The 23,738-nt window shown below is 43.3% G+C and carries 23 protein-coding genes; 14 read left to right on the forward strand and 9 right to left on the reverse strand.

The window, feature by feature from the left end; translation table 11 throughout:
- Positions 1 to 5 precede the first annotated feature (5 nt).
- Together gerBB and gerBC are read left to right on the forward strand one after the other, a co-directional pair.
- Positions 6 to 1,112 carry a component of germinant receptor B gene (gene gerBB, locus BSU_35810; protein ID NP_391462.2) on the forward strand — a complete coding sequence of 369 codons (1,107 nt, stop codon included), beginning with the start codon at positions 6 to 8 and terminating at the stop codon, positions 1,110 to 1,112.
- Positions 1,109 to 2,233: a lipoprotein component of the germination receptor B gene (gerBC, locus tag BSU_35820; RefSeq protein NP_391463.1), complete on the forward strand. Its 1,125-nt coding sequence runs from the start codon at positions 1,109 to 1,111 to the stop codon at positions 2,231 to 2,233. Before gerBB ends, gerBC begins: the two co-directional genes overlap by 4 nt.
- A 36-nt stretch (positions 2,234 to 2,269) precedes the next feature.
- Here gerBC and ywtG read toward each other — a convergent pair whose 3' ends face one another.
- Positions 2,270 to 3,643 carry a putative carbohydrate/proton transporter gene (gene ywtG, locus BSU_35830; RefSeq protein NP_391464.2) on the reverse strand — a complete coding sequence of 458 codons (1,374 nt, stop codon included), beginning with the start codon at positions 3,641 to 3,643 and terminating at the stop codon, positions 2,270 to 2,272.
- A gap of 332 nt (positions 3,644 to 3,975) precedes the next feature.
- On the opposite strand from ywtG, the gene tagT reads away from it, so the two are divergent.
- On the forward strand, positions 3,976 to 4,944 hold the full coding sequence (gene tagT, locus BSU_35840) for a teichoic acid-peptidoglycan tethering enzyme (LCP component) with transcription regulator domain of capsule synthesis (RefSeq protein ID NP_391465.2): 969 nt from the start codon (positions 3,976 to 3,978) through the stop codon (positions 4,942 to 4,944).
- Positions 4,945 to 5,099: 155 nt separating this feature from the next.
- Positions 5,100 to 5,960 carry a 5-amino-6-ribitylamino-2,4(1H, 3H)-pyrimidinedione 5'-phosphate phosphatase (promiscuous activity) gene (gene ribZB, locus BSU_35850; RefSeq protein ID NP_391466.1) on the forward strand — a complete coding sequence of 287 codons (861 nt, stop codon included), beginning with the start codon at positions 5,100 to 5,102 and terminating at the stop codon, positions 5,958 to 5,960.
- 33 nt (positions 5,961 to 5,993) lie between these two features.
- Here the strand turns inward: ribZB and pgdS are convergent, their stop codons facing one another.
- From pgdS to capB, 5 genes are all read right to left on the reverse strand, one after another.
- On the reverse strand, positions 5,994 to 7,235 hold the full coding sequence (gene pgdS / locus BSU_35860; RefSeq protein NP_391467.1) for a gamma-DD-glutamyl hydrolase (PGA depolymerase): 1,242 nt from the start codon (positions 7,233 to 7,235) through the stop codon (positions 5,994 to 5,996).
- A 140-nt stretch (positions 7,236 to 7,375) separates the two neighbouring features.
- On the reverse strand, positions 7,376 to 7,543 hold the full coding sequence (gene edmS, locus BSU_35870) for a factor required extrachromosomal elements maintenance (protein ID NP_391468.1): 168 nt from the start codon (positions 7,541 to 7,543) through the stop codon (positions 7,376 to 7,378).
- A 14-nt stretch (positions 7,544 to 7,557) separates the two neighbouring features.
- On the reverse strand, positions 7,558 to 8,700 hold the full coding sequence (capA, locus tag BSU_35880; protein ID NP_391469.1) for a capsular polyglutamate synthetase (acid resistance): 1,143 nt from the start codon (positions 8,698 to 8,700) through the stop codon (positions 7,558 to 7,560).
- A gap of 18 nt (positions 8,701 to 8,718) precedes the next feature.
- Positions 8,719 to 9,168, reverse strand: coding sequence for a capsular polyglutamate amide ligase/translocase subunit (gene capC, locus BSU_35890; RefSeq protein ID NP_391470.1), 450 nt, complete (start codon positions 9,166 to 9,168; stop codon positions 8,719 to 8,721).
- A gap of 14 nt (positions 9,169 to 9,182) precedes the next feature.
- Entirely contained in the window at positions 9,183 to 10,364 is a 1,182-nt protein-coding gene (gene capB, locus BSU_35900; RefSeq protein ID NP_391471.2) for a capsular polyglutamate synthetase (ATP-dependent amide ligase), read from the reverse strand.
- A 783-nt stretch (positions 10,365 to 11,147) separates the two neighbouring features.
- Here capB and rbsR point away from each other — a divergent pair.
- The 8 genes from rbsR to ywsA all read left to right on the forward strand — a co-directional run bounded on the left by rbsR (position 11,148) and on the right by ywsA (position 17,869).
- Positions 11,148 to 12,128 (forward strand): ribose operon repressor (LacI family, D-ribose), encoded by a 981-nt coding sequence (rbsR, locus tag BSU_35910; RefSeq protein ID NP_391472.1) that lies wholly within the window; start codon positions 11,148 to 11,150, stop codon positions 12,126 to 12,128.
- Position 12,129: 1 nt separating this feature from the next.
- Complete coding sequence (gene rbsK / locus BSU_35920) at positions 12,130 to 13,011, forward strand: ribokinase (RefSeq protein ID NP_391473.1); 882 nt, start codon at positions 12,130 to 12,132, stop codon at positions 13,009 to 13,011.
- Positions 13,008 to 13,403: a D-ribose pyranase gene (gene rbsD, locus BSU_35930; RefSeq protein ID NP_391474.1), complete on the forward strand. Its 396-nt coding sequence runs from the start codon at positions 13,008 to 13,010 to the stop codon at positions 13,401 to 13,403. Before rbsK ends, rbsD begins: the two co-directional genes overlap by 4 nt.
- 15 nt (positions 13,404 to 13,418) lie before the next feature.
- Positions 13,419 to 14,900 carry a ribose ABC transporter (ATP-binding protein) gene (gene rbsA, locus BSU_35940; RefSeq protein ID NP_391475.1) on the forward strand — a complete coding sequence of 494 codons (1,482 nt, stop codon included), beginning with the start codon at positions 13,419 to 13,421 and terminating at the stop codon, positions 14,898 to 14,900.
- 1 nt (position 14,901) lies between these two features.
- Complete coding sequence (gene rbsC / locus BSU_35950) at positions 14,902 to 15,870, forward strand: ribose ABC transporter (permease) (protein ID NP_391476.1); 969 nt, start codon at positions 14,902 to 14,904, stop codon at positions 15,868 to 15,870.
- Between the two features lie 11 nt (positions 15,871 to 15,881).
- On the forward strand, positions 15,882 to 16,799 hold the full coding sequence (gene rbsB, locus BSU_35960; protein ID NP_391477.1) for a ribose ABC transporter (ribose-binding lipoprotein): 918 nt from the start codon (positions 15,882 to 15,884) through the stop codon (positions 16,797 to 16,799).
- 81 nt (positions 16,800 to 16,880) lie between these two features.
- Positions 16,881 to 17,417, forward strand: a complete 537-nt coding sequence (gene ywsB, locus BSU_35970; protein ID NP_391478.1) for a putative cell wall binding enzyme — start codon at positions 16,881 to 16,883, stop codon at positions 17,415 to 17,417.
- Positions 17,418 to 17,572: 155 nt separating this feature from the next.
- On the forward strand, positions 17,573 to 17,869 hold the full coding sequence (gene ywsA, locus BSU_35980; RefSeq protein NP_391479.1) for a hypothetical protein: 297 nt from the start codon (positions 17,573 to 17,575) through the stop codon (positions 17,867 to 17,869).
- Between the two features lie 39 nt (positions 17,870 to 17,908).
- Here the strand turns inward: ywsA and ywrO are convergent, their stop codons facing one another.
- The 3 genes from ywrO to alsS all read right to left on the reverse strand — a co-directional run bounded on the left by ywrO (position 17,909) and on the right by alsS (position 21,077).
- A complete protein-coding gene (ywrO, locus tag BSU_35990) occupies positions 17,909 to 18,436 on the reverse strand; it encodes a nitroreductase (unknown substrate) (RefSeq protein NP_391480.1) in 528 nt (175 codons plus the stop codon).
- A 99-nt stretch (positions 18,437 to 18,535) separates the two neighbouring features.
- A complete protein-coding gene (gene alsD, locus BSU_36000; RefSeq protein NP_391481.1) occupies positions 18,536 to 19,303 on the reverse strand; it encodes an alpha-acetolactate decarboxylase in 768 nt (255 codons plus the stop codon).
- A gap of 61 nt (positions 19,304 to 19,364) precedes the next feature.
- Positions 19,365 to 21,077, reverse strand: coding sequence for an alpha-acetolactate synthase (alsS, locus tag BSU_36010; RefSeq protein ID NP_391482.2), 1,713 nt, complete (start codon positions 21,075 to 21,077; stop codon positions 19,365 to 19,367).
- A 157-nt stretch (positions 21,078 to 21,234) separates the two neighbouring features.
- Between alsS and alsR the strand changes: the two genes are divergently transcribed.
- The gene (gene alsR / locus BSU_36020) at positions 21,235 to 22,143 is read left to right on the forward strand and encodes a transcriptional regulator controlling alsSD, ictEP expression (LysR family) (protein ID NP_391483.1); all 909 of its coding nucleotides are present in this window, start codon (positions 21,235 to 21,237) and stop codon (positions 22,141 to 22,143) included.
- 210 nt (positions 22,144 to 22,353) lie between these two features.
- Entirely contained in the window at positions 22,354 to 23,682 is a 1,329-nt protein-coding gene (gene ywrK, locus BSU_36030; RefSeq protein ID NP_391484.1) for a putative Na+/H+ antiporter, read from the forward strand.
- Positions 23,683 to 23,738 lie beyond the last annotated feature (56 nt).

A 23,738-nucleotide genomic window follows, 5' to 3' on the forward strand; every position in this document is an offset into this window, starting at 1 on the left:
TGGCTATGAGGAAATCAGAGCATAAACTGACATTTATGCAGACGCTCATTATGATCAGCAGCACATTGATTGGTGCCGGGGTGCTGACCCTTCCCCGCTCAGCCGCCGAAACCGGCAGTCCGAGCGGATGGCTAATGATACTGCTCCAGGGCGTTATTTTTATTATCATCGTTCTGCTTTTTTTGCCTTTTCTTCAAAAAAACAGCGGAAAAACTCTTTTTAAGCTCAACAGCATTGTAGCTGGAAAATTCATCGGCTTTCTATTGAATTTATATATCTGTCTATATTTCATTGGGATTGTTTGCTTTCAAGCTCGGATTTTGGGAGAGGTTGTCGGATTCTTTTTGTTGAAAAATACGCCAATGGCAGTTGTGGTGTTTATATTTCTTGCAGTTGCCATCTATCATGTAGGCGGAGGCGTTTATTCAATTGCAAAAGTATACGCTTATATTTTTCCTATAACCCTTATTATTTTTATGATGCTTCTGATGTTCAGCTTTCGCTTGTTCCAGCTTGATTTTATCCGGCCGGTATTTGAAGGAGGCTATCAAAGCTTTTTCTCTTTATTCCCAAAAACATTATTATATTTCTCCGGATTTGAAATCATTTTTTACCTGGTCCCCTTTATGAGAGATCCAAAGCAAGTGAAAAAGGCTGTTGCTCTGGGCATCGCGACTTCCACATTGTTCTACAGCATTACTTTGCTCATTGTGATTGGCTGTATGACTGTGGCTGAGGCAAAAACGGTGACATGGCCGACCATTTCCCTTATTCACGCATTAGAGGTTCCGGGTATTTTTATTGAACGATTTGATTTGTTCTTACAGCTGACCTGGACAGCCCAGCAATTTGCCTGTATGCTCGGATCCTTTAAAGGCGCCCATATCGGGTTAACGGAAATCTTTCATCTAAAAAATAAAAACAATGCATGGCTGCTGACTGCAATGCTGGCTGCGACGTTTTTCATAACGATGTATCCCAAGGACTTGAATGACGTGTTTTATTACGGGACGCTTCTTGGATATGCTTTCTTAATTGTGATTACAATTCCATTCTTCGTCTGGTTTTTAAGCTGGATACAGAAAAAAATAGGGAGGGGGCAGCTGCAATGAAAACAGCATCAAAATTCTCCGTCATGTTTTTTATGCTGCTGGCCCTCTGCGGCTGCTGGGATGTCAAAGATATCGAGCAACTATCCTTCGCCAGAGGGCTGGCGATCGATGAGACAAATGATCACCAGTACAAACTGACGTATCAAAATCTTCTTCCCCAAAGCGAAGACAGCCAAGCATCCGGAAAACCCGAATTTGTTAATGTAACGTCCCACGGGAAAACGATTCTGGAAGCAGTCAGTGATGTATCCATCAAGGACCCTCCTGTTTATAGCGATCATTTAAAAGTGATCCTTCTGGGAGAAAAACTGATGAGGAATCAAAATGTAGACCAAGTCCTCAACCACTTTATCCGGGATGATGAGCTGCGGCGAAGCAGCTATTTGATGGCAGCCAGAGGGAATGCAGCTGATGTTTTCACAAAAGGAAACCCCAATCAGCAGCAGCCGATGCCCTCCGAAAAACTGATTGATTTGACAACTCACAGCGGATATAACGGTAAGATTATGATACCGCTGCGCATCGGAAGAGCTTCTGTCTACTCTCAGAACGGGTACAGTTATCTTATTCAAGCCGTGAAAAACGAAAAGGGAAAAGCCAAGTATGACGGAGCAGGCATTATCAAAAGGGGCAGCAATAAACTCGTTGGGTTTCTTTCAGCTGATGAAACCCAAACACTGTCATGGGTCATGGGGACGATCCAAGGCGGTGTCATGCCGACGACAGATAAAGGACATCCGATTACGTTTGAAATTAAAAAGTCGAAAACGAAAATTAAGCCCGTCATTGAAAACGGAAAGCCTGTCTTTCATATTTCTGTTAAAACGAAGGGCATCCTGACAGAAGACCAAAACCCGAATGAAAACTCCTTTAGCAAAAGTTATTTGCACAGGCTGGAAAACATTTTTGAAAAAAAGCTTGAACGAGATGTAAAGCAGGTGATGGATAAACTGCAGCACGAGTATAAAACCGATCCGGTCTTTTTATCAGACCACATAAGGATTCAACACCCTGACTACTGGAATAAAGTAAAAGGGCATTGGGATGAAATATTTTCTGAGACTGATTTTAAGTACGATATTTCTTTTAAAATCATTAACTTTGGCACGGTGGGAAAGTAAGCAATCAAAAGGGTGCGCATGATCGCGCACCCTTTTTTATGTTCCGACAGTCTGCTGTTTTCCGGCCGCTCCTCCCTGTCCGTTTTTGTCCCGTAAATCCTGCTCAATTTCTTCAAGGCTTCTTCCCTTTGTCTCTGTCACTTTAAATCGGACAAATAAGAACGCCATGATACCGATCGCGGCATAAATCAGGAATAAATAACTGATTCCGATCGCTTCCATTAATATTGGATAGGTTAATGAAACAATCAGTGTCCCAACGTGCAACATTAAGGTCGAAACACCGGTCCCGATTCCTCTGACGTGAAGCGGGAACAATTCAGGAAGCATCACCCACACAACCGGTCCCCAGCTGACCGCAAAGACAACGATAAACACGCCTAAACAAATGACGGTCGTCCATGAGGCAGCCGGAGTGTTATCGAAAAAGAGATTTACTAAAGCGAGAACGATCAAGCTGATCACCATGCCCGCATTCCCGAATAGCAGTAACGGCTTTCTTCCAATCTTGTCGATGATTTTAATCGCTACTAATGTCATGAGAACATTGACTGTGCCGATTCCGACCGTGCCTAAAATCGAAGCGGAGTTTCCGAATCCGACGTTTGTAAAGGTCTTTGGCGCATAGTAGATGATCGTATTCGTTCCGATAAATTGCTGCAAAAAAGCGAGTCCCAAACCTGCAATAAGCGCTGGGCGCACCCATGGATCGAACAGCTCCTTCAGACCGCCTTCATCCTGCTTTTCCGCTTCTTTTATATCATGTATTTCCTGATCAATATCTTTTGTGCCACGCAATTTTTCAAGAATTTTCTTCGCTTTGCTTTCTTCGCCATTCGTGAACAGCCAGCGCGGGCTCTCCGGCATAAACAAAATGCCAATAAGCAAGAGCAATGACGGCACAGCAGCCAATCCAAGCATCCAGCGCCACGCTTCGGCATCGGCAAATATGTAATTGACAATGTAAGAAAGAAGGATGCCGACCGTGATCATCAGCTGATTCAGTGATGACAGCGCCCCGCGTTTATGTTTTGGCGCCAGTTCAGATAAATAAAGGGGTACGATTGTCGTCGATGTTCCGACTGCAAGTCCCAAAATGATGCGAAACAGCACCATGACTCCTGTATTTGGGGCCAGTGCCACACCAAGACCGCCTATACAAAACAGCAGCGCGGCTGCCATAATTGCTTTTTTTCTTCCGAAACGGTCAGTCAGCTTGCCGGCCGCTCCTGAGCCCAATATCGCCCCAACCAGCAAGGAGCTGACAACAAGACCTTCTGTAAACGCGTTTAAGCCTAACTCCTTTTTCATAAATAAAATAGCTCCGGAAATCACTCCGGTATCATAGCCATATAACGCGCCTCCAAGAGCTCCGAAAAAATAAAGCCATATATTTGACTGCTTTTTCATAAAGATGACTCCCTTTCTCCATCAGCTGCAATGACATTGTCTGTGGGATTTTTTTAGAAATCTTTTAGCCTCTTTTTCCGGCCATTAAACCTTTTTATTTTTCTGATCATAAGTTTTCCAATCATTTACTTGTATTTTTTTCAATGTCGCCGAAACATTTTACCTGCTGCGGCGTCCAATATAAGGTGATTCAGTACATTATCGTTATCAATTTTCAAAAACAAGAACTTATAAATATAGGAATATTTATCGAAAAATGTCTTTCGAGTAGTTGCCCCATGGCAAATAGAATGGTACGCTTCAAATATTAAAGAAACGTGAGGTATTGATATATGGAAGAACGATCACAGCGCAGAAAGAAAAAAAGAAAACTAAAAAAATGGGTGAAAGTTGTTGCCGGATTAATGGCTTTTTTAGTCATTGCGGCAGGCTCTGTCGGCGCCTATGCTTTTGTAAAGCTGAACAATGCTTCTAAGGAAGCTCATGTCAGCCTTGCACGCGGAGAACAATCTGTAAAACGGATCAAAGAATTTGATCCTGGAAAAGATTCTTTTTCTGTATTGCTCTTAGGAATTGATGCCAGGGAGAAAAACGGCGAGACCGTCGATCAGGCAAGAAGTGACGCGAATGTGCTGGTTACATTTAATCGGAAAGAAAAAACAGCTAAAATGCTGAGCATTCCGCGTGACGCCTATGTAAACATCCCAGGCCACGGGTATGATAAATTCACACATGCTCACGCTTACGGCGGCGTTGACTTAACTGTGAAAACAGTTGAAGAAATGCTGGATATTCCAGTCGATTATGTCGTAGAAAGCAATTTCACGGCTTTTGAAGACGTCGTAAACGAGTTAAATGGCGTCAAAGTAACTGTAAAAAGCGATAAAGTCATTCAGCAAATCAAAAAAGATACAAAAGGTAAAGTCGTTCTTCAAAAAGGAACACATACGCTTGATGGGGAAGAAGCGCTCGCTTACGTAAGAACACGTAAAGCGGACAGTGACCTTTTACGCGGGCAAAGACAAATGGAAGTGCTGAGCGCCATTATAGATAAATCAAAATCATTGAGCTCAATTCCGGCTTATGATGATATTGTGGATACGATGGGGCAAAATTTAAAAATGAACTTATCTCTTAAAGATGCCATCGGCCTGTTCCCGTTCATCACTTCATTGAAATCAGTTGAGTCTATTCAGCTGACGGGTTATGATTATGAACCTGCCGGAGTCTATTATTTCAAATTGAATCAGCAAAAGCTGCAGGAAGTTAAAAAAGAGCTGCAAAACGATTTAGGTGTATAATGAACGGGATGGCGATTACGCCATCCCGTTTTACATATTTCCTTGTTGAAAATTATCAAAGTAACGTTTAGCCTTAATTTATATGGATTATGTTTCACAGGCAAGCTGAACATACTACACGAAGCAGCTTCATTTTTAAGGAGGTTCCCCTACATATGAAATGTATTGCGATTGATCTAGACGGAACATTACTGAATAAAGAAAGCGTCATTTCTGCGGAAAACAGAGAGGCGATCAAGCGGGCCGTTGATGCCGGCATCCTCGTCACCATTTGCACGGGAAGAGCGACATTTGATGTAAAAGCGCTGCTGGATGACTTGGACATCCCTATCATTGCAGCTAATGGCGGTACGATCCACGACACGGGTTACCGTTTGATCAGCCGGACATTAATGGATCAGGAAGCCGGTAAAGCGATTGCTGATTACTTACTTTCAAAAAACATTTACTTTGAGGTATATACAGATGACCATCTGCTTTCTCCTTTTGACGGCGAAGCTAAGCTGCACGCGGAGCTTGACATTCTAAAGAGCGCAAACCCAAACGAGCAGACGGATGACTTGTGGCAAGGAGCCATGACTCAATTCAAACAGTTTGGCATTAAACCAATCCCTCATATCGAATCGGTTTTTGACGGCGGTGAAAACATTTATAAGCTTCTTTGCTTCTCCTTTGATATGGACAAGCTGAAACAAGCGAAGGAAGAACTGAAGCATCATAAAAAACTGGCGCAAACCTCTTCAGGAAAACATATTATCGAAATCCTGCCGGCCTCGTCAGGAAAAGGACGCGCGTTAACAAAGCTGGCTGACATATACGGAATTGAAACACAGGATATCTATGCGATCGGCGATAGTCCAAACGATTTGTCCATGTTTGAAGTCGCCGGACACCGTATCGCCATGGAAAATGCGATTGATGAATTAAAAGAAAAAAGCACCTTTGTCACAAAAAGCAATGACGAAAATGGTGTGGCCTACTTTATAGACCAGCTTCTTTCGGGGCAATATGCATAAAGAAAAGACTCCAGAGATTGGAGTCTTTTTCTTTTATTGCACCCGTATACTTCCTGCGTATTTATCCTTCCAATATGTGCTCGTGTTCATATTGGTAATGGTCACGCCGTTTGATAATGTGACATGAACAACTTGTCCGTTTCCGATATAGATGGAGGGATTTAAGCTTGTTGATTGAAAGAACACAATGTCTCCCGGCTTCAGGTCCGCCTTCTCAATCTTAGTTCCGGCATTGTACTGGCTTGTTGCGTATCGAGGCAGGGAAATACCGGCTGCTTTCTGGTATACATATTGGACAAATCCAGCTGTATCAAATCCCGTCTCAGGTGTTACTCCGCCCTGTTTGTAAGGCACTTCTCCGACATAAAGCGTCGCTTCGGAAACAATCGGATTTTCTTTCGGGATTGTCAGGTTGTCAAATCGGCGAATACCCGTCATCTTCGATTTCCAGTAATCCTCTGACAAATAGGAAATGGTTACTTTTTCTGACCGGCTTGCCTGAATGAACCTGCCTGCGCCCGCATAAATGCCTGCATGTGAAATTCCCGTTTTATACGTATTGCTGAAATAGACGACATCACCAGGCTTTATGTTCTGAGGGGCTACCTTCTCGCCCACTGCCCACTGCTGTTCGGCTGATCGCGGTAGATAAATGCCGAGTGCCTGTTGAAACACATATTGCACAAGCCCCGAGCAATCAAAGCCCTCTGACGGCGTGCTTCCGCCAAACACATATGGGACACCGATATATTTTTCGGCCTCCTGAACGACAGGAACATCAGCCGTTGCCGGATCGGCAGCGATTCGTCTCGCCCCGATATAAGTTCCGCTCCAATAGCTGCTTTTTTTGTAATTGGTGATGATAACCCCTTTTGACTGTGTACTGTGAACCATTTGGCCGTCTCCGATATAAAGGGCGTCATGTGTCGGAACAGTGCCGGTGCTTCCCTCTTTCTTGAAAAACAAAATATCACCCGGCTTCAGGTTTTCCGGTTTTACAGCTGTTCCGATTTTATACTGGTCGTTTACAGATCTCGGCAGATGAATATCAGCCTTACTGAACACATATTGTATCAATCCTGATGGATCGAAACCCTCTTTCGGCGTTTCCCCGCCATATTTATACTGATATCCAAGCAGGTTTTTTGCTTCGCTGACAATCAATTCTGATGATGTATCAGCTTCCGCAATCTCCGCTTTTGTCATAATTGGAACCAAAAAACAAATGATAACCGCCACAAGCAAAAACTTCTTCCAGTTTGCCAGTGTGTTCACTTTTATTATCTCCTCCTCTTTTTGCAGTTTTAACATCGGTATTTTTTTGAATATGTTAAGAGACTTTTTAATATTTTTACAGAATGAATATGCTGGGCAAATAAAAAGAGAGTGTCTCATCAGACACTCTCTTTTTTGAATTATTTATTGGCGTTTACCGGTTCTTCCTGCTGCTGGATTTTATTCATTTCCATATCAATCTTCTGTTTTTCCTGATCTGTCAGCTGATCATTGAATTTAAAAGCTGACATAAACATGAACACGATGGCTACGGCAACAAACGGCCAGATGGCTTTGACAAATTTCATCTTTATCACTCCGATTATTTAGATTTTAGTTTGTCACTATGATCAATATCAAACGTCAGTTTTCCGTCTTCTACTTTCCAAGCGAAATTAGAGTCTTTCGTCAGTTCGCGAATAATGGTTTTCTGTTTAAGGCTGTCTTTTTTCACAGGCGCAGGTGTCGCTTCATGGATATCGATCGGTGTCACTTCAAAGCGTCCTGTTCCATTTTTCTTCAGGTGATACTGAACCAGTGCACTGTCTCTTGTTCTCGTCCAGCCTTGGTCAAAGACAAAGTTGCCGAGGCTGTAGAAAATGACGGTTCCGTTATATACTTCAATCGGTTCTAAGACGTGCGGGTGATGGCCGACGATGATGTCAGCTCCCGCATCAGACATGGCTCTTGCAAGCTGGCGCTGGCGGTCATTTGGATCATTGTCATACTCTTGTCCCCAGTGTGACTGCACAACAACAATGTCCGCATGTTTTTTCGCTTCTGAAATCATAGGGATGAAGATTTCAGGATCTGCGGGCAGCACGCCCGGCGTATTCTTTTTAGCCGCGAAACCTTTCCCGGACACATCGGTAAAGCCAAGCGTCGCAATCGTTACCCCGTTGACTTTCTGGTACGAAATTTTCTTTTTCGCATCACTTAAGCTGTATCCCGCTCCAACGATATCAAGATTTTGCTTCGCAAATTCTCCAAGCGTATCTTTCATGCCCTGAACGCCGTAATCCATTGCGTGGTTGTTGGCGCTGTTGAGAACCGTGAAATTCATATCCTTCAAGACTTTCACTGATTCCTTATTCGTCTGCAGATGAATCTCTTTATCTGCTTGTTTATAATTCTTTTGATAGGTTACCGGGTTTTCAAAGTTTCCTGCTACATAATCCGAGGCTCTAAAGATCGGTTCAACATATTGAAAAATACTGTCTGCCCCTTTTTGCTCCGTTACTTTTTCAACATAGCGTCCCATCATAATATCGCCTACAAATGAGGCTGAGAGTACGTCGTCAGAATACGTTTTGACCTTCGGCGTTTCCGCTTTTCCCGCCCACATGAAAGCGAACATAAGGACAAAAACGATCGGAATGGCAATAAATACGTGCTTATTGGTTTTCTTTTTTTGCTGTTTTGTCAGCTTTAGCAGCTTTTCATGAAAGCTCAGTTCTTTTTTCATCGTTTGACACACCTTACATTAAATTAAGTAGTAAACAAACATGATAGCAAAGGTCGCTCCGCTCAATAGCAGCGTGCTTCCGAACGTAATGGTTAAACCTTGTTTCTGAATGGTATTGGCAATTAAACCTGGCACGATGATGCCGATTCCTCGAAATTCTGCGATTTCAAATGGTACAATCGGGTATAGAAAATCAAACGCGATTTTTAGGACGATCCCTGTTATCAGCATGGCAGCGAATTTTCTGCGTCCGTACAAAATCATAAATTTGGATAAACCGTATTTCACAATGACATACGTGAGCAAGCTCACTAGCAAAACAAGTAAAATAAAGACCGGCTGATTAAACACAAGTCCTAAATATCCCGGTACAACAAGTCCTGCCGGCACGATCCCTGTTTTTTCCGCAAAAATTAAACTGAGTAGTACACCTAAAATTAGTGCGATGTATAAATCTGATCCGAACATGTCTGCATTTCCCCCTAGCTTACGAGCTGCTTTACCTTGTATTCGTGGATTTTTTCAATTAAAGGCTCTGCGGCACCATGAATATTGCCGACGCCATATATGACACGGTTGTGCATTCTTTTCTTTAACAATTCCATAATTTCATCTGTTGACTTATACTCTAGATCATGCAGTTTGTCTGCAGGAATTTTGCCTTCTTCGTAGGCTTTTACGATCGGTTCTGTTGTTTCACCGATTAAGATCAGTTCACTTGCTTCAATATAAGGCAATACGTCATTTGCGAATTGCTGTGTCCGATCGACACGGTCTGCGCGGCAGTTCATGATGATGATCGGATCATCGGTCGGGTAACCGATTTCTTTTACACGTTTCCATATATTCAAAGTAGAAGAAGCGTCGTTTGCGGCAAACCCATTAACAAAGTGCCCAGGCTCGCTCGGACTGATCAGCGGAAGAATTCTCATTGCTCCCGGATCTGGCGGCGCATTCAGCATTCCCTTAAATGCTGTTTCTTCGTCAATGCCGAGTGCTTGAGCCACACCCAGCGCCAGAGAAGCGTTATCAGGGAATACCATGTATTCAAATTTACGTAAATACTCATCTGTAATTTTTGAGTTATCAGCAATGATGACTTTTGTGTTTCGTTCTTTTGCTTTTTGTTTAAAGAACTCGGTATATTCACTATCTGTAATGACAAGATGGCCATTATAAGGAATTGTAGCAGTAAACGCTTCTGCAATTTCATCAAGCGTCGGCCCCATGACATCCATATGGTCTTCCAAAACATTCACAATGACGCCGATATTGGCCTGCAGAAGTTCTTCCTGAAAGATGATTTGATAATCTGGGTTAACAGCCATGCATTCACTGACAATCGCGTTAGCCCCTCTTTCTACTGTTTCTCTCATGACTTCTTTTTGCTCTCCGATATTCGGCCCCTGAGGTTTCCGTTTAATCGGCTTTTCCTCCGGTGTGTCCCAGTAAATCATTCTTGCATCTGTTCCTGTTGTTTTTCCAACAGTCTTGTAACCGGCTTCTATTAATATTCCGGTTGTCAGCCTTGTCACAGTCGATTTTCCGCGGATGCCGTTAATATTCACCCGAACAGGGAGGGCATCAATGTTTTTCTGATGTCGTCGTTTTTCTAATATTCCGATGACCAGTATGACAGCACAGGCTATAATGAGTAACCACATTGCTTTTCGACATCTCCTTCTATATTGTTGTAAATTCATTCATCAGTATATAGAATCACTATGAATTCTCAATCGGCATTATGTAACATAATCTTCCCTAATCGACTAAGCCAAACTTCTCTTTTGAAAGAGATTTTATACCTACAAACTGTTTTCTATTTTTGGAAAACAGCAGGACTTATACCTTATCACTTTTTAAAAAAATCAAAGAGAATGCGCTTTCATTTTTCTCCTGATATCCTTCTGGACGTATAGTCACACCCTGCTGTTTGTATTTAATATGCATTTCAAATCAATCTTTTTTTCAGCCTTTGTTATCAAGCATTTCCTGCTATCATGCGTGTTTCCGGTTCTTATGAACACAAAATAATTTTATCCTGTTTCTTAAGGACAAGGTCATAATGTCATCCTTTCTGCATGGAATAAGCAATATGAGGCCCATTCCAAAATGACTAAGGAGGTTCGAGATGAAAACGCTAAACATACGAGTCCGAATTCTCTAACATAATTAAACATTTTCTGGGATGATAGTCTTTTCTGTTTCTCCCCATTTACAGGTCTAAACGCATGACTTTGAAACAATTTTAATAAAACTTAATATTTGTTCAAGAAATCTTCATCCATATTTGTGAAGACTTTGTCAAAAAAAGAGTGAAAACCTTAAATTTTTCAATTATATATACAATTTACAATTAGATTTCTTTTGATATTTTTATTGCTAACTTCGGATTGTTCATGATAATCTATCTATGTAAACGGTTACATAAACAAGGAGGAGCTGTTTTGGCTACAATTAAAGATGTCGCCGGAGCGGCGGGCGTTTCAGTTGCGACGGTTTCCCGCAACCTGAATGATAACGGCTATGTACACGAAGAAACGCGAACGCGTGTCATAGCGGCGATGGCGAAGCTGAACTATTACCCGAATGAAGTCGCCAGATCTCTATATAAAAGAGAATCCCGACTGATCGGACTTTTGCTCCCGGATATCACAAACCCTTTCTTCCCCCAGCTTGCCCGCGGTGCGGAGGATGAATTGAACCGGGAAGGCTATCGCCTTATTTTCGGCAACAGTGACGAGGAATTGAAAAAAGAACTTGAATACCTTCAAACCTTTAAGCAAAATCATGTCGCAGGCATTATTGCCGCAACGAATTACCCGGATCTCGAGGAATACAGCGGCATGAATTATCCAGTTGTTTTTCTGGACAGAACGCTTGAAGGGGCTCCTTCTGTGTCCAGTGACGGCTATACAGGAGTAAAGTTAGCCGCCCAGGCTATCATTCACGGAAAAAGCCAGCGCATTACGCTCTTGAGAGGACCCGCTCACCTGCCGACCGCTCAAGACCGATTTAACGGCGCTTTGGAAATCTTAAAGCAGGCTGAAGTTGATTTTCAGGTCATTGAGACAGCTTCATTTTCAATTAAAGATGCACAATCGATGGCGAAGGAGCTGTTTGCCTCTTATCCAGCGACAGATGGTGTGATCGCGAGTAATGATATTCAAGCCGCTGCCGTTTTACATGAAGCATTGCGGCGCGGAAAAAACGTGCCGGAGGACATTCAAATTATCGGCTATGATGACATTCCGCAAAGCGGACTTCTGTTCCCGCCACTTTCTACAATTAAACAGCCCGCATATGATATGGGGAAAGAAGCTGCCAAACTGCTTTTGGGTATCATTAAAAAACAGCCGCTGGCAGAAACGGCAATTCAAATGCCTGTCACCTATATAGGAAGAAAGACGACAAGAAAGGAAGATTAAGATGCGTAATATTTGTGTGATTGGTAGCTGTTCTATGGATTTAGTGGTCACCTCGGACAAACGCCCAAAAGCCGGTGAAACGGTTCTTGGCACGTCATTTCAGACTGTGCCGGGCGGCAAAGGAGCAAATCAGGCCGTTGCCGCAGCCAGACTTGGGGCGCAAGTGTTTATGGTCGGCAAAGTTGGAGACGATCATTATGGAACAGCTATTTTGAATAATCTCAAAGCTAACGGCGTTCGCACTGATTATATGGAACCGGTTACACATACGGAAAGCGGAACCGCTCATATTGTGCTTGCTGAAGGCGACAACAGCATTGTCGTTGTCAAAGGCGCGAACGATGACATCACCCCAGCGTATGCGTTAAACGCGCTCGAACAGATTGAAAAGGTCGATATGGTGCTGATTCAGCAGGAAATCCCAGAAGAAACGGTTGATGAGGTGTGCAAATACTGCCATTCTCACGATATCCCGATCATACTAAACCCAGCACCGGCCCGCCCGCTCAAGCAGGAAACAATTGATCACGCTACCTATCTGACGCCGAATGAACACGAGGCTTCGATTTTATTCCCTGAGCTTACCATTTCCGAAGCTCTGGCGCTTTATCCGGCAAAGCTCTTTATTACGGAAGGAAAACAAGGCGTCCGCTATTCGGCTGGCAGCAAAGAGGTGCTCATCCCGTCCTTCCCTGTAGAACCCGTTGATACAACCGGAGCCGGTGATACGTTTAACGCAGCATTTGCCGTGGCCCTGGCTGAGGGAAAAGACATTGAAGCCGCATTGCGGTTTGCCAATCGTGCCGCTTCCCTTTCTGTCTGCTCCTTCGGTGCCCAAGGCGGAATGCCGACAAGAAATGAAGTAGAGGAGCTGCTGTCATGAAAAAACACGGTATACTGAACAGCCATCTTGCCAAGATTTTAGCCGACCTTGGCCACACTGATAAAATTGTCATCGCGGATGCCGGACTGCCGGTTCCTGACGGCGTTTTGAAAATTGATCTTTCACTGAAGCCGGGCCTTCCGGCTTTCCAAGATACAGCGGCAGTACTGGCTGAGGAAATGGCGGTCGAAAAAGTCATTGCTGCAGCTGAAATAAAAGCATCCAATCAGGAGAATGCGAAATTTCTAGAAAATCTTTTCTCTGAACAAGAGATTGAATACCTTTCTCACGAGGAGTTTAAGCTGCTGACAAAAGATGCAAAGGCAGTCATAAGAACAGGAGAATTCACACCATATGCCAACTGCATCCTGCAGGCAGGTGTACTTTTCTAGAAAGGAAGATGAAACATGCAGATTGAAATGAAAGACATTCATAAAACATTCGGAAAAAATCAGGTGCTGTCAGGCGTTTCCTTTCAGCTCATGCCTGGCGAGGTTCACGCATTAATGGGAGAAAACGGCGCCGGCAAGTCCACGCTTATGAACATTTTGACAGGCCTGCACAAAGCAGATAAAGGTCAAATCAGCATAAACGGAAACGAAACGTATTTTTCCAATCCGAAAGAAGCGGAACAGCATGGAATAGCCTTTATCCATCAGGAATTGAATATCTGGCCGGAAATGACCGTTCTTGAGAATCTATTTATCGGTAAAGAGATATCCTCCAAGCTGGGCGTTTTACAAACAAGAAAAATGAAAGCGCTAGCAAAAGAGCAATTTGACAAACTTTCCGTCTCTCTTTCTCTTGATCAAGAAGCCGGCGAATGTTCCGTCGGACAGCAGCAAATGATCGAAATTGCAAAAGCGCTTATGACAAATGCCGAGGTAATCATTATGGATGAACCGACCGCAGCGTTGACTGAACGTGAAATCAGCAAGCTCTTTGAGGTCATTACAGCGTTAAAAAAGAACGGCGTCTCCATTGTCTATATTTCGCATCGCATGGAAGAAATTTTTGCGATTTGCGACAGAATTACCATCATGCGTGACGGAAAAACGGTAGATACAACAAACATCTCAGAAACTGATTTTGATGAAGTCGTCAAAAAAATGGTCGGACGGGAGCTGACTGAACGATATCCAAAACGCACTCCTTCTCTCGGTGACAAAGTATTCGAGGTGAAAAATGCTTCCGTAAAAGGGAGTTTTGAGGACGTCAGCTTTTATGTGCGTTCCGGTGAGATCGTCGGTGTTTCAGGATTAATGGGAGCCGGCCGGACAGAAATGATGAGAGCGCTGTTCGGCGTTGACAGGCTGGACACGGGTGAGATATGGATCGCTGGGAAAAAAACGGCTATTAAGAACCCGCAGGAAGCCGTGAAAAAAGGTCTCGGCTTTATTACAGAGAATCGCAAGGATGAAGGGCTCCTGCTCGACACCTCGATCCGCGAAAATATTGCCCTGCCCAATCTGTCCAGCTTCTCACCAAAGGGTCTCATTGATCATAAGCGGGAGGCTGAATTTGTCGATCTGTTAATCAAGCGCCTCACTATCAAAACAGCATCACCGGAAACGCACGCACGCCATTTATCAGGAGGAAACCAGCAAAAAGTGGTGATAGCCAAGTGGATCGGCATCGGACCGAAAGTGCTTATCTTGGATGAGCCAACCAGAGGTGTGGATGTTGGCGCCAAACGAGAGATTTATACGCTGATGAATGAGCTGACCGAACGCGGTGTCGCTATCATCATGGTGTCATCAGAGCTTCCTGAAATTCTGGGAATGAGCGATCGGATTATCGTTGTCCATGAAGGCAGAATCAGCGGCGAAATCCATGCGCGAGAAGCAACACAAGAACGAATTATGACACTTGCCACGGGAGGGCGGTAATATGAAAACGGAACAACTGCAAACAGAACAAAAACGGATTCACTTCGACGGAGTCATGCAAAAACTCGGCCCGTTTCTTGGTTTATTTATTCTCGTTATCATTGTATCTATTTTAAATCCCAGCTTTCTTGAACCGCTGAATATTTTAAACCTGCTTCGCCAGGTCGCCATTAACGGATTAATCGCGTTCGGGATGACCTTTGTTATTTTGACAGGCGGCATTGATCTTTCTGTTGGCGCTATTCTTGCCCTGTCCAGTGCTTTAGTTGCGGGGATGATTGTGTCCGGTGTCGATCCGGTTCTCGCGATCATCCTTGGCTGTATCATTGGTGCCGTACTAGGCATGATCAACGGATTATTGATTACTAAAGGAAAAATGGCGCCCTTTATCGCCACGCTTGCGACCATGACTGTGTTTCGCGGACTGACGCTAGTGTATACAGATGGAAATCCGATTACCGGACTTGGCACAAACTACGGTTTTCAGATGTTCGGACGCGGTTACTTTTTAGGCATTCCTGTACCGGCAATTACGATGGTTCTTGCCTTTGTCATCCTTTGGGTGCTTCTTCATAAAACACCATTCGGACGCCGAACGTACGCTATCGGCGGCAACGAAAAAGCCGCGCTCATTTCAGGCATCAAAGTGACGCGCGTGAAAGTGATGATCTATTCTTTAGCCGGGCTTTTATCCGCTCTTGCAGGTGCCATATTGACTTCCCGCCTGCATTCGGCCCAGCCGACTGCGGGAGAATCGTACGAACTTGATGCTATCGCGGCAGTCGTCTTAGGAGGGACAAGTCTTTCCGGCGGCCGAGGACGCATTGTCGGCACGTTAATCGGGGTGCTGATCATCGGCACACTTAATAACGGACTTAATCTGCTTGGCGTCTCATCATTTTATCAGCTGGTTGTCAAAGGGATTGTTATCTTAATTGCGGTATTGTTAGACCGCAAGAAGTCAGCTTAGGAGGGTTTTACATGAAAAAGGCTGTATCCGTCATTTTAACGTTATCATTATTTTTGTTAACCGCCTGTTCGCTTGAGCCTCCCCAATGGGCAAAGCCATCAAACTCGGGGAACAAAAAGGAATTCACCATTGGCTTGTCCGTCTCAACGCTTAATAATCCTTTTTTTGTCTCATTAAAAAAGGGTATCGAAAAAGAAGCTAAAAAACGGGGAATGAAAGTCATCATTGTTGATGCACAAAATGATTCATCGAAACAGACGAGTGACGTGGAAGATTTAATTCAGCAAGGTGTTGATGCATTATTAATCAACCCGACTGATTCTTCGGCGATCTCAACGGCAGTAGAATCTGCAAACGCAGTCGGTGTGCCCGTCGTAACAATCGATCGATCTGCGGAACAAGGAAAAGTTGAAACCCTCGTTGCTTCCGATAATGTAAAAGGCGGTGAAATGGCCGCGGCGTTTATTGCCGACAAACTTGGAAAAGGAGCAAAGGTGGCAGAGCTTGAAGGCGTCCCCGGCGCATCTGCCACACGGGAACGCGGCTCAGGATTCCATAACATCGCAGACCAAAAGCTCCAAGTTGTCACAAAACAATCAGCTGACTTTGACCGCACGAAAGGCCTGACTGTCATGGAAAACCTGCTGCAGGGACATCCTGATATCCAAGCTGTTTTTGCTCACAACGATGAAATGGCGCTCGGTGCTCTCGAGGCAATTAACAGCTCGGGGAAAGACATATTGGTGATCGGTTTTGACGGCAATAAAGATGCGCTCGCTTCCATTAAAGACAGAAAGCTGTCAGCCACCGTCGCTCAGCAGCCTGAATTAATCGGTAAATTGGCTACAGAAGCAGCAGATGATATTTTGCACGGGAAAAAAGTGCAAAAAACAATATCCGCGCCTCTCAAACTAGAAACACAAAAATAATTGTCTGATGTTTAGGAACCTGCGATAACGTGAATAGAGATATAGAATGAATTATTTCTCTTACGTGAGGAGAGGAACGGCATGAACAAACCAACAAAACTATTTTCAACATTAGCACTTGCGGCTGGAATGACTGCGGCGGCTGCTGGCGGCGCTGGCACGATCCATGCTCAACAGCCAGAAACAACGGTAAGCATTGATGATTTATACAGTTATCCGATTGATTCTTATTTGGTATCAGCAGAGGCTCTAAATGTCAGAACGAAGCCTTCCGCATCAAGCCAGAAAGCCGATACGCTGCACTTAGGAGATAGCCTAAAGCTGATTTCCTTCTCAAATGCTGACTGGGCAAAGGTTAAGTATAAAAATGGAAAAACAGGATTTGTATCCACTCATTACATTGTTAAAGCAGCGACAACGGTAAAAACCAAAACAAAAACAAAAGTGTATACATCCGCTGACGGAAAGAGCATTAAGACTCTTCCAGCAGACACAAGCGTTTCTTTTTTAGGCTGGAGTAAAACGAATAAAGGCGGTTTTGATTTTGATTGGGTATTCGTTGATTACGGCGGTACGACAGGTTATATGAAAACAAAGGATTTACACATGACAAAATAACTGAGAGGGATTCCGCATAAATGCGGAATCCCTTTTATTATGAATTGATTTGTCACATTCCCAAGATATTTCTCAGGAAATATTGTCGTATGCTGTGTCGAAACCTTACATGATCATCGACATTTTTGTTCACGCTAAAAAGCGGAGGTGTAAATATGGATCAATTTGAAGCAGCATATGAATCGTATAAAGCCCGGCAAACAACTGCCGATCAAGAAAATGTTCCATCTGGAAAAGAAGAAATTATTGCGGTTAGAAGAAATGAGGAAGACAATATTATCGCAGTGAAAACCAATACAGGAAGAGAGCTCGACTACCCTACTGCGCTGTCAGAAGCAAAATCAGGAAAACTCGCTCATGTTGATGTCTTCCATAAATACGGGCGTGACATTTTGCGAAGTGAACCGGACGGCATCAAGGAAAATAACCTGTCTGAGCTGCCGGATTTTTAAACAAATACAGCCCTGCCGTATGTTGGACAGGGCTGTATTTTAAACAAAAGGCTGCTGGATGTATTCGGCTAACCGTTTTGCACTGTGAGAAATATCCTCTGCAGCTGCATAATTCACGCCATAGAACACATATGGAGGCAGATACTTCATGCCGATCAGATTACTCGTGGCCTGAAATGGTTTCAATAGCTCACTGATCGAGTAATGATTTGCTCCGCCCGCTTGATATTTTTCCGCTTCGCTCCCTGTTGATACAGCCAGCATCAGCTCCTTGCCATGCAAGGCATTTCCTTCTGAACCAAAAGCCCAGCCATAAGTCAGCACAAGATCCTGCCATTTTTTCAAGAGCGGCGGAGAGCTGTACCAATATAGCGGGAATTGAAAGACAATCCGATCGTATTCCTCGCACAGCTGCTGTTCCTTCGCAACATCTATCGCTTCATCCGGGTATTCCTTATAAAGATCCCGTACTGTGATATTGTCATGTTTACTCAATTCCTCAGCCCACGCCTTATTAACAACTGAGGTCTCCATATGAGGATGCACTGCCAAAACCAATATTTTCATCAGACCACACCTTTACTGTTTTGATGTTATTTTATCTAAAATCAGGAAAAGAGCCAAATAAAAAGAAAGCCCTGCTAAAAGGGGCTTTCTTTTTTTCTTTTATTCAGGGCTTCCTTCAGTTGTTTCGATATCTTTCGCAAAATCAGGGTTATCCAGATTCGCATTAAAGAAATCCGCTGTGTTCGGAAGTCTGAGATTCATGTTCATTTTTTGAGAAATCGTAACCGTGCAATCCTCAAGCACATAGTCAAAAACGTGTCCGCCTGAATTGCGTCCTTCGTCAATGAAGTGCAGGTGATAGCCAGAAACGGCGATTCCGTTTGCATAAGCTGGTGTCAAGAAACCTACAATCGTTCCTCTCACGTTGTCGAAGTTGAAAATCGGCTGTGTTTTGACCGCTTCAACCATTGGCACGTAAGGTTTTTCTTGAAGTTCTACTGTTCTTGTCTGCACCTTTTTAAACAATCCGTCAATGCGAATTGCATAAAATAAGTTTCTGCTTGGCAGCATGCTGTTGATCTCTTTTTCAAAGTCTTCGCGTGTCATTTTCGCATCAATTTTGTGCGTCATGTCCGGTGTAAAGAACGTAAATGAACAGAACGGTGAACGGTCTCCATTTTGGACCGGTGTCGCGGTTCCGTCTGAGCGAAGACGGTAAAATTCGCCGTCAAACCCAATCAGCTCTCCGTCAAGCTTGTTAAAGGTTCCGATACCGAAGTCTCCATATTTCGGAATCTCTGACAGTTCAAAATCTCCGTCATATACTCCGTCTAATAGAGAAGTCATTGTTGATACTTGATAAATCTGGCTCACAGGCTGATCTTTTTGACCACGGCTGAGCACTTGAATGTTGCTTTCTCGTTTCATATTTCCCTTCACTCCTTTTATTTAGTGCTGTTCATAAAACAGTGTCGTGATGCGCAGAGTGCTAGAGAGCTTTCGTTTTCATGAGTTCCCCGAATTCTTTCGGAAGCTTGTCACTTGCTAAATTAATGTTATCACTGTAGTCAACCGGGACATCGATGATGACAGGACCTTCAGCGTTCATGCCTTGACGCAGAACATCTGCCAGCTGGTCTGGTGATTCTACGCGCAAGCCAGTTGCTCCGAAGCTTTCCGCATATTTCACGATATCGATATTTCCGAAATCGACCGCAGATGTACGGTTATATTTTTTCAATTGCTGGAATGCAACCATGTCATATGTGCTGTCGTTCCATACAATGTGTACAATTGGTGCTTTTAGTCGAACTGCTGTCTCTAATTCCATTGCTGAGAATAAGAAACCGCCGTCACCAGAGACAGAAACCACTTTTTCTCCCGGTTTCACCAATGAAGCGCCGATTGCCCAAGGAAGCGCAACGCCGAGTGTTTGCATACCGTTACTGATCATTAATGTTAACGGCTCGTAGCTGCGGAAATAACGTGACATCCAAATGGCGTGCGAACCGATATCGCAAGTTACTGTAACATGATCATCGACTGCATTACGCAACTCTTTAACGATTTCAAGAGGGTGCGCTCTGTCTGATTTCCAATCTGCAGGCACCTGCTCACCTTCATGCATATATTGTTTTAAATCAGAAAGGATTTTCTGCTCACGCTCTGCAAATTCCACTTTCACAGCATCGTGTTCGATATGATTGATCGTGGACGGAATGTCACCGATCAATTCAAGATCAGGCTGGTAAGCATGATCAATGTCAGCGATAATCTCGTCTAAATGGATAATTGTCCGGTCTCCATTGATATTCCAGAATTTCGGATCATATTCAATCGGGTCATAGCCGATCGTCAGAACAACATCTGCCTGCTCTAGCAGTAAATCGCCAGGCTGGTTGCGGAACAAACCGATACGGCCAAAATATTGATCCTCTAAATCTCTAGAAAGGGTACCGGCAGCTTGATATGTTTCAACAAATGGAAGCTGAACCTTTTTCAAAAGCTTGCGAACCGCTTTAATTGCTTCCGGTCTTCCGCCTTTCATGCCGACCAAAACGACAGGAAGTTTTGCTGTTTGGATTTTTGCTATGGCCGCACTGATTGCATCATCTGCTGCAGGACCGAGTTTTGGCGCTGCAACAGCACGCACGTTTTTCGTATTTGTGACTTCATTCACAACATCTTGCGGAAAGCTCACAAAAGCGGCCCCAGCCTGCCCTGCTGACGCTATCCTAAATGCATTTGTAACAGCTTCCGGTATATTTTTTACATCTTGAACTTCTACACTGTATTTTGTAATCGGCTGGAATAGCGCCGCATTATCCAAAGATTGATGTGTCCGTTTTAAACGATCTGCACGGATCACGTTTCCAGCAAGCGCAACGACAGGGTCTCCTTCAGTGTTCGCTGTCAGCAGGCCTGTTGCCAAGTTAGAGGCACCCGGTCCTGATGTGACTAACACGACTCCCGGTTTTCCAGTTAAACGGCCGACTGCTTGGGCCATGAATGCTGCGTTTTGTTCGTGCCGGGCAACGATAATTTCAGGTCCTTTATCTTGTAAAGCGTCAAATACCGCATCAATTTTTGCACCTGGAATGCCAAATACATGTGTGACACCTTGCTCCACTAAGCAATCAACAACAAGCTCCGCCCCTCTGTTTTTCACAAGGGATTTTTGTTCTTTTGTTGCTTTTGTCAACACCCTCACTCCTTATTATGCATTTTAAACGTAAAATTTTAAATATCTTGTGATAAGTTTCACTATACACTCTTTGGAAATTGACCTCCAATATCGATTCGCCTTATGATTAATATGTAATACGAATTATTAACCTATGGAAAGGAATGCATATTGAATGGAGCTTCGCCATCTTCAATACTTTATCGCAGTAGCCGAAGAGCTTCATTTCGGAAAGGCTGCCCGGCGGCTGAACATGACGCAGCCTCCTCTCAGCCAGCAGATCAAACAGCTGGAGGAAGAAGTCGGAGTTACGCTTCTGAAAAGGACAAAACGATTTGTCGAGCTTACCGCAGCAGGAGAAATCTTTTTAAATCATTGCCGCATGGCATTGATGCAAATCGGACAAGGAATTGAACTGGCACAGCGGACGGCCCGCGGCGAGCAAGGCCTTCTCGTAATCGGTTTTGTCGGATCAGCTACATATGAATTTCTGCCGCCGATTGTCCGGGAATATCGTAAAAAATTCCCATCTGTGAAAATAGAACTGCGTGAAATATCCTCGTCTAGGCAGCAGGAGGAGCTACTAAAGGGCAACATTGATATTGGTATACTTCATCCTCCCTTACAGCATACAGCTTTACATATCGAAACCGCCCAAAGCAGCCCTTGTGTTTTAGCTTTGCCTAAGCAACACCCATTGACTTCTAAGGAATCAATTACGATTGAGGATTTAAGAGATGAACCAATTATTACTGTTGCTAAAGAAGCATGGCCTACTCTATACATGGATTTTATTCAGTTCTGTGAACAAGCGGGCTTCAGACCCAACATTGTCCAGGAAGCCACAGAATATCAAATGGTGATTGGTTTAGTCAGTGCCGGAATTGGTATGACATTTGTTCCTTCCTCGGCCAAAAAATTATTTAATTTGGATGTTACTTATCGAAAAATGGACCAAATACAGCTTAATGCAGAATGGGTTATCGCTTACCGCAAAGACAATCATAATCCGCTTATAAAGCATTTTATTCATATTTCAAATTGTCAGCAGACAAGAACTAAAGAGAGTGATGCAGGTACATGAACAATACTTGCAATCTCTTTTTTCTTTTGGGATTCTTATGGAATTTTTATTAATTTAATATAATCGCTTAGTACAACTTTATATCAGTATACGTATACATACAGTACAAATAGTTGGCAAGGACATCAGTAAGCGCAGGACATTAGTTTGATTTTAAAAATGAAAGATAGAGAGGTGAAGTAAATTATTGAGTTCACCGGCATATTCACATTGCTCGCTTTTTTCGTAACAATGATTTTTATTTTCTGGAGACCAAAAGGACTAAATGAAGCTATCCCCGCCACATTTGGCGCTTTAATGGTTTTATTGTGCGGAAGTGTGTCATTGGCAGACTTAGGGGAAATCGGAACAAAAGTCACGGGTGCATCGGTTACAATCCTTGCCACTATGATTATGGCCATTGCACTAGAAAGCTTTGGTTTCTTTTATTGGGTGGCTGCAAAACTGCTCCAACAATCCAAGGGTTCAGGCATCAAGCTTTTTTGGCTAACCAATTTGCTCTGCTTTCTCATGACCATTTTCCTTAATAATGATGGGAGCATTTTGATCACAACTCCAATCCTTTTGCTTGTACTAAAATATTTAGGTTTAAAAAAACATCAAAAAGCCCCATATTTATTAAGCGGTGTTTTAATAGCCACAGCCTCTAGCGCACCGATTGGCGTAAGTAATATTGTTAATTTAATTTCTCTCAAAATCATTGGAATGGATCTATATCTTCACACCGCCATGATGTTTGTCCCTAGTATGATGGGACTCATTTTTATGACTTGTCTACTGTTTATGTTCTTTTATAAACGTCTTCCCAAAAGCCTGCCAGATATACCGGGCCATTTTCAGTCTCTGCGGCATAGAAGGTACCATCCTCTTCATTCGCCATCAGCTCCTTTACCAGAACGAAATCAAACAAAAATCATGTTGTTTGTGCTTGCATTTGTTTTTCTCGTCAGAATGAGTCTATTTGCAGCATCATATACCGGTATTTCTGTTCCTCTAGTCGCTGTCATCGGATCTTTTATCCTGTTGAGCTGGAGATGGATTTATTTCAAAACCTCCCCAAGAGACTTGTTATATAAATCGCCTTGGCACATTTTTATATTCGCTTTTACTATGTATGTCTTAATTTATGGTCTGCATAATATTGGATTCACAGAGTTACTTGTGAGTTATTTTGAACCTGTGGTTTCTGGAAGCCTCGCCCATGCAACTTTCGCATCAGGTATCTCTACTTCAGTTTTTTCTAATCTCTTTAACAACCATCCAGCGTTAATGATCAGTACTTTTACCTTAACTGAAATGACCCTGAATCCTTCAACAACAAAAATCATCTACTTGGCAAATATTATCGGCAGTGATATCGGTTCATTATTATTACCTATGGGAACCTTAGCAACGCTTATTTGGATGCATATATTAAAACAGCATGATGAAAGTATTTCATGGGGCGAATATATAAAAACGACCATTATCATCATTCCGCTGACTGTTCTTTTTACGTTAACATGTTTATATTTTTGGATCAGTTGGTTATTTCTTTAGCACAGTATGAAACGAAAAACTGCCTTCTGCTTTTCAAGAGGGCAGTTTTGTATACA

The organism is Bacillus subtilis subsp. subtilis str. 168 (assembly GCF_000009045.1).
Classification (GTDB): domain Bacteria; phylum Bacillota; class Bacilli; order Bacillales; family Bacillaceae; genus Bacillus; species Bacillus subtilis.

Coding starts and splice junctions, on each gene's coding strand:
- gerBB (NP_391462.2), top strand. CDS start 6: ATGAGGAAATCAGAGCATAAACTGACATTTATGCAGACGCTCATTATG.
- gerBC (NP_391463.1), top strand. CDS start 1,109: ATGAAAACAGCATCAAAATTCTCCGTCATGTTTTTTATGCTGCTGGCC.
- ywtG (NP_391464.2), bottom strand. CDS start 3,643: ATGAAAAAGCAGTCAAATATATGGCTTTATTTTTTCGGAGCTCTTGGA.
- tagT (NP_391465.2), top strand. CDS start 3,976: ATGGAAGAACGATCACAGCGCAGAAAGAAAAAAAGAAAACTAAAAAAA.
- ribZB (NP_391466.1), top strand. CDS start 5,100: ATGAAATGTATTGCGATTGATCTAGACGGAACATTACTGAATAAAGAA.
- edmS (NP_391468.1), bottom strand. CDS start 7,543: ATGAAATTTGTCAAAGCCATCTGGCCGTTTGTTGCCGTAGCCATCGTG.
- capA (NP_391469.1), bottom strand. CDS start 8,700: ATGAAAAAAGAACTGAGCTTTCATGAAAAGCTGCTAAAGCTGACAAAA.
- capC (NP_391470.1), bottom strand. CDS start 9,168: ATGTTCGGATCAGATTTATACATCGCACTAATTTTAGGTGTACTACTC.
- capB (NP_391471.2), bottom strand. CDS start 10,364: ATGTGGTTACTCATTATAGCCTGTGCTGTCATACTGGTCATCGGAATA.
- rbsK (NP_391473.1), top strand. CDS start 12,130: ATGCGTAATATTTGTGTGATTGGTAGCTGTTCTATGGATTTAGTGGTC.
- rbsD (NP_391474.1), top strand. CDS start 13,008: ATGAAAAAACACGGTATACTGAACAGCCATCTTGCCAAGATTTTAGCC.
- rbsA (NP_391475.1), top strand. CDS start 13,419: ATGCAGATTGAAATGAAAGACATTCATAAAACATTCGGAAAAAATCAG.
- rbsC (NP_391476.1), top strand. CDS start 14,902: ATGAAAACGGAACAACTGCAAACAGAACAAAAACGGATTCACTTCGAC.
- rbsB (NP_391477.1), top strand. CDS start 15,882: ATGAAAAAGGCTGTATCCGTCATTTTAACGTTATCATTATTTTTGTTA.
- ywsB (NP_391478.1), top strand. CDS start 16,881: ATGAACAAACCAACAAAACTATTTTCAACATTAGCACTTGCGGCTGGA.
- ywsA (NP_391479.1), top strand. CDS start 17,573: ATGGATCAATTTGAAGCAGCATATGAATCGTATAAAGCCCGGCAAACA.
- ywrO (NP_391480.1), bottom strand. CDS start 18,436: ATGAAAATATTGGTTTTGGCAGTGCATCCTCATATGGAGACCTCAGTT.
- alsD (NP_391481.1), bottom strand. CDS start 19,303: ATGAAACGAGAAAGCAACATTCAAGTGCTCAGCCGTGGTCAAAAAGAT.
- alsR (NP_391483.1), top strand. CDS start 21,235: ATGGAGCTTCGCCATCTTCAATACTTTATCGCAGTAGCCGAAGAGCTT.